5 protein-coding genes are annotated in these 5,172 nt (G+C 63.4%); all 5 read right to left on the bottom strand.

What is annotated here, in order from left to right; translation table 11 throughout:
• The coding region (locus AB4Z11_RS22225) for a type VI secretion system protein (RefSeq protein ID WP_442027727.1) at positions 1-2,051 on the bottom strand (2,051 nt) is incomplete at its 3' end.
• Positions 2,048-2,860, bottom strand: a complete 813-nt coding sequence (locus AB4Z11_RS22220; RefSeq protein ID WP_442027726.1) for a DotU family type IV/VI secretion system protein — start codon at positions 2,858-2,860, stop codon at positions 2,048-2,050. The genes AB4Z11_RS22220 and AB4Z11_RS22225, both read right to left, overlap by 4 nt.
• Entirely contained in the window at positions 2,857-4,284 is a 1,428-nt protein-coding gene (gene tssK / locus AB4Z11_RS22215; protein WP_442027725.1) for a type VI secretion system baseplate subunit TssK, read from the bottom strand. Before tssK ends, AB4Z11_RS22220 begins: the two co-directional genes overlap by 4 nt.
• Before the next feature lie 48 nt (positions 4,285-4,332).
• Positions 4,333-4,701: a hypothetical protein gene (locus tag AB4Z11_RS22210; protein WP_442027723.1), complete on the bottom strand. Its 369-nt coding sequence runs from the start codon at positions 4,699-4,701 to the stop codon at positions 4,333-4,335.
• Between the two features lie 281 nt (positions 4,702-4,982).
• On the bottom strand, positions 4,983-5,172 hold a 190-nt coding region (locus tag AB4Z11_RS22205; protein ID WP_442027722.1), incomplete at its 5' end, for a hypothetical protein.

Genomic DNA, 5,172 nt, shown 5'->3' with positions numbered 1-5,172 from the left:
CCATAGGGCTTGCCTTCTCCGGTCACGGCTTCGTCCAGCCAGCGCAAACTGGGTGACTTCAGCCACAATCCCATATTCTGCAAGGAGGGAATCAGCTGACGGTGCTGGCCCAGCGCCTGGCCGCCGCGCAGCTGCTCGGCAATCGAACGGGCCGATGCCAATGCAGGATTATTGTCCAGCGCACGTGCATAGAACTGCATACTCTGCTGGCGGAAGGCGCATTCCACGCTCGCAGCCTGGGTTTTGCGATGGACCTCTGCGTCCTCGGGTTTGTTCGCATTGTGCAGCGCGGCCTTCAGCACGGCGCTCACGCCGTCTTTGGGCTGCTGCGGCAGATCGAAAGCGTCCGTGTAGGCTGCCACCTTAATGAGATCATCATATACGCCCTGGTGCAGGGATTGCAGCCGGTCGAGGCGTTTGCGCGCCTGTTCGAATTCTCCCGCGTCGGCCACGAATCCAGCCAGCCGCTTGAACGGCGCGCTGTCTGCCAGCGATGTGTTGGGCGTCAGCGCGTCTGTTTCGGGTGCCGGCAGCACCAGGCAGGGATGTGTTTCACTGAGGTCSGTCGTCATCGAATCGTTGACGGCGCCCGTCAGCGCCACAGCTTGCAGATTCAAGCCTTTGTCCAGCGTCCGGTAGACGATATTGGCAAGCCCCTGGCCAAAGCGCGCTTCGACGTCCTCCTCCACATGCTGCAACTTGGTCCAGCGCCAGGATGCAGGAATAGCGATATACGATAAATCGCCGCCGTTATTGACCATGGCGTCCATCAGGCCTTGCGCGCTTTCTTTGTACCAGCCGTAATCGAGGTGACCGATCTTTGCGCGCTTGGCGGCACGCTCTTCCTGCTCCATATTGATCTTGTCAACCGTGTCCGCCAGCGATTTGGCTTTCGGCTTCAGATCGTAATGTGCCCAGGTGAGTGCTCCGCCCCAAAGCAGCAGCACCACGGCGCAGGCAATGGCCCAGCGCCGTACCAGCTTGTTGCGCGACAGGATCTGTCCTCCCAGCGGACGCGCCACACCACGTTCTGGAAAGACCTTGCGCGCCAGCAGATCTCCAGCAAACCATGGCCGCGCCGGCAGCGGATCGGTGGCTGCCGAAGGATCACCACACAAATACAGTCCACGGAACATCGGCGCGGTGCTGTGCGCGTTGTCGGCAAACAGGCGCGCAGCGTATGCCCTCGCAGGAGCGCCAATGCGGTCGATGGCGCCCGGTAGCATGAAGAAGGCGTCGCTGTCTTCAATGTGCGCTCCTGCCGCGCACATTTCCGCCTGCAGGCTGGAGATGGTACGACTCAACTCCTGGAAGCCTTGAACGATCCATTCCGGACCAAACACGGCTTCCAGATCGTTTGGATTGGACCAGCCCAGCATCGCTTGCCGCAGTCCGTCCGGCAGCGCGGATGCAAAACTGGAGAAGCCTTCCAGCTGGTCGCAGCGTGTAATCAACAGATAGACCGGCAGCCGCAATCCGAACAGCGCCTGCATCTCGCCAAGACGGCGCTGGGCCAGCGCAGCCCGGCGTTCCAGTTCAATTGGCGGCCAGGCATTGGGACCGACCAGGGAATCGGCGCCTATCGTCAGCAGGATGCCATCCAATGGGCGGCGCGGACGGCGGCGCTGCAACTCGTCGGCCAGGGCCTGCCATGCCTCGGCGCCATCCTGATCGTCCAGCCCCAGATACGCCGTGTCGGCCGCCAGCACCCAACCCTGGGGCAGCTCGTGCCAGCGCAGCGGGCTGCTTGCATTCTGATCGTGTGCATCGGCGTCTTGCAGCAAAGAGGACTTGCCGGAGCCGGGCTCCCCGGCCAGCAGCACCAGCGGCGCGTTGTAAGCAGGTGCGCCCTCTTCCTCGCGGCCGGCAAAGGCGGCCCGTACTGCCGGGGCCAGCCCCGCAGCCGCCGCCAACGGCCCATCATCGCTCTTCGGCGCCGTACCGCTTGGCGTGCCGAGCGCGCGACGCCGCGCCAGCCGCAGCACATACCAGCCGAGAAAGACAGCCAGCAGCAGCGCCAATACCAGTCCGACAATGCCGGCGATTTTCATTGCACCGTTCCTTGTGCCTGCTGTCTGGCAGGCGGAGTCAATTTTGCGGACAGCGCACTGGTATCGGTTTGCCAGACGATTTGCGACGCCAGCAGCATACCCAGCACAGTCAGCACAAAGTAAGCTGCCCAGCGCCGCGGGTTCGGCAGCAACCGCGCGGTGACGCCGGCCAGCGTGTGACGATACGGTTGCGGCATCAGGCGCGGTCCGAGATCGGCCATGGCATCATCCTGCAGTCCGGCGAACACGGTGTCCGGCCAGCGTCCGTAAGCATGGCGGTATAGTTCGCGGCGCCATCCCTGCAGGGCTGACGTGCCACCTTCCTGTTTGCGGTAGCGCCCCTGGAAACCCATGGACAGCGCCATCAGATACAGCAGCGCCATCTCGCGCTGCACTGGCGGCTGTTCCTGTAGCAGCAGCGAGATGCGGTCGAAGATGCGCTCACCGGCGCAGCGCGTGCCGTAAATCTGGAACTCCAGCGGACAGGCCACCCACTCCTTGCGCTGCGGCCAATCCGGCATGGCGATCAGCGCCTCGTCGGCCAGCGCAACTTTCAGGTAGCGCGCCGCTTCGGCCTGATCGCGGCCATGACGCCCGCCCAGTTCCAGAGCCTGTGCGCTTTGGAGATCGATCACATTGCGCACGGTCTGGCCAAGCTGCAGTGCGTTCGGCAAGTCGGCTTCACCCTCAGGTCCCGCGAGTAAAGGCTGGGCAGAAGCGGCCAGGGTGCGCTTGATGCGCACCAGCTCTTCGTGGAAGTCCAGCAGCTGCTCGATGAGGTAGCTGTCGTCCCGAGCCGCAGACATCATGGTTTGCGCTCCGTTGCAACCAGCAGCACCACTTCATCCGGCACCGCGCCGCCCTGCACTTCGATCACCAGCTTTTGCCCTGCGCGCACCAGACCCGCTTCAGGCTCGACGGCAAACAATGCCGTTCCCGCCGTACGCAGGCCCTGCACGTCGATCGCATTGGCCGGCCCGTTCACGGCGGACATCGGGTCCGGCTCCGCAGCCAGCAGCACCAGGCCGCCGCTGGGATCGATGCCGTAGCGCGCCGCGCCACGCACGCGCCGTTCACGCACGTCCTCCAGCTGGCCCGACGAAACGATGGTGGCGGAGGCCATCCAGCGTTCCGCCTGTTCCGGCGAAAGTCCGCGTACACCGACCAGCAGGACCTGCCGTGTTTCCGCGCCCTCACTGGCGTTCAGGCTTGGTGCAGGCCAGCCCTCCAGCATATCCGTATCCATCAACAGGCTGAAGCCGTGGGTGTTACGGTCAAAGGCCAGCTCGGTGCAGCGGCGCTCGATGGTGTCCAGCCGGGCGTCGATCAGACCGAACAGCGTGTCGAAGGTCCGTCCGGGATTACGATGCAGATAAGGCGGCACATCCGGCGTCGCTTCGGCCAGATTGCGCAGGATCGCGACGCTGCCCAGCACATGGCACAAGGCCATATACAGCTGTAGCGGTGTGACGCCATCCAGCGTGAGCGTACCGCCCAGTTGCGGCATGCCGCTACTGACGCAATGCAGTTGTTCGCGCAGTTCAAGGCGGCGCAGCCGGTCACCGCATTCGGCCGCGACCGCCGCCAGCTGACGCTCGGTTTCGCCCAGCCGGCGATACAGCGCGATGCCGCGCGAGCGCAGTGACGACTGGCCGTCCAGCGGCATGAAATCGATGTCCAGCAGCGGCGGCAGGAAAGGCTCAATTTGCAGCTGCTGCTTTTCGAATTTCAGATTCAGCAAAGGCAGGTGCACTTCGGCGGCAGGCGTCAGATCCGCTTCCGCCACCAGGCGTGCATTGGGGCGCACGCGGCACAGATCGGAGTCATCACGCTCCACGCTGCGCAGACGCGCCCGGCCCGCAACCTGTGCATCGACCGGCACTGCCAGATAAATCGGGCAGCGCGCACCCGGCGCGCGCAGTGCTTCGATCATCACATCGCTGATCACCAACTGCAGCGGCGCATGCTGGTCGCCGTGTGTCACGAGCAGACCGTCCGGCATCACCGCCTCCAGCTGGGATACCGCAACGATGTTCTGCGCCAGACGCCCCGGCTGCAGCTCCAGGCGCCGCACGCCCCAGGCGTACTGGAAACCGCTGCGCACGTGGTAAGCCACCAGCTCTTCCTGGCGCTGGGTCAGCTGCTCGAAATGGAGGGGGGCCAATAACAGTCCGTCATGCCACAGGATGGCATCCGCAGGAATGGCCACCCGGTCGGTGCTTGTCGCTCTCATGCTGCTGCGTCTCCCTGTCTGGCGCCGCCTGTGGCGGCTATCGTTTTATCAGGACTGGCTGCTGCAATGCATCTCGGGTGGTGGCCGCTGGGAAGGCTTGCCCTTCTCCTGCGGAATCGCGCGCCAGTCCTCGCGCGCCAGGGAAATCACACCGCCATCGCGCCAGCCATCGATGCGCGCACGCCGTTCGCCATCCGCCAGTCCGGCGAAGACGAAAACGGCCAGCGCGCGCTGCCCATCGAACAGCGCCGGCGGCAGGGAGAATTCGCTTGAGGGAGGAAGTTCGCAGCGGTACACACGCATGGCATCGGGATAGCTCGCCGCAAGCGCAGGGCCGGAAGGGAACCACTTTCCTTCCGGCGCCATCAGGCGCTGTTCGAGCGCCGCGTCCGATACCAGCACAACATCCATGACCACAGGACTATTTCGGTTTGCGTCTGGCGCCGCGAGCACGCGCACGTCGCCGAGCTTGAGCTTCGGTGGGCCGCCGAATAGCGAGCAGCCGCCTAACACGACGCATCCCAGGCAGCTTGATATGAGTTTCAGAGATCGCATGAACCGGATAAATAAGCGCCTGGTCAACATTGCGTTTTCGATTGGAAATCATATTGTGCGCACAAAAGATTTCGAGAAATCTATCGCAATGTCACTGCTACAAAATTTATTGGTCCTTGCAGAATGCGAGTTATAAGCAGGGGCTATTGATTCAGATCAAACGAAGGCCAATCCCCCAGTTCCTCGATGTTCTTCCATGCGAGAACGCAAGCGCGCGTGGAATCCATGCCCTGGAAAATGGCGGCCTCAGCCCAGCGCCTGCGCAATAGTCCGACCAGCGGGCGGCCTTCCTGATTGATCCATTTACGCATCTCCGCCGACACGCCTTTGTAA

Origin of the sequence: Pseudoduganella sp. RAF53_2 (assembly GCF_052113985.1) — a bacterium.
Lineage (GTDB): Bacteria > Pseudomonadota > Gammaproteobacteria > Burkholderiales > Burkholderiaceae_D > Rugamonas.
Note: the sequence above shows the minus strand (reverse complement) of the source record. Positions and strands in the feature narration are given on the sequence as shown.

Bases quoted from the DNA above. Each gene is read 5' to 3' on its own strand.
- tssK (WP_442027725.1), bottom strand. From the start codon at position 4,284: ATGAGAGCGACAAGCACCGACCGGGTGGCCATTCCTGCGGATGCCATC.
- AB4Z11_RS22220 (WP_442027726.1), bottom strand. From the start codon at position 2,860: ATGATGTCTGCGGCTCGGGACGACAGCTACCTCATCGAGCAGCTGCTG.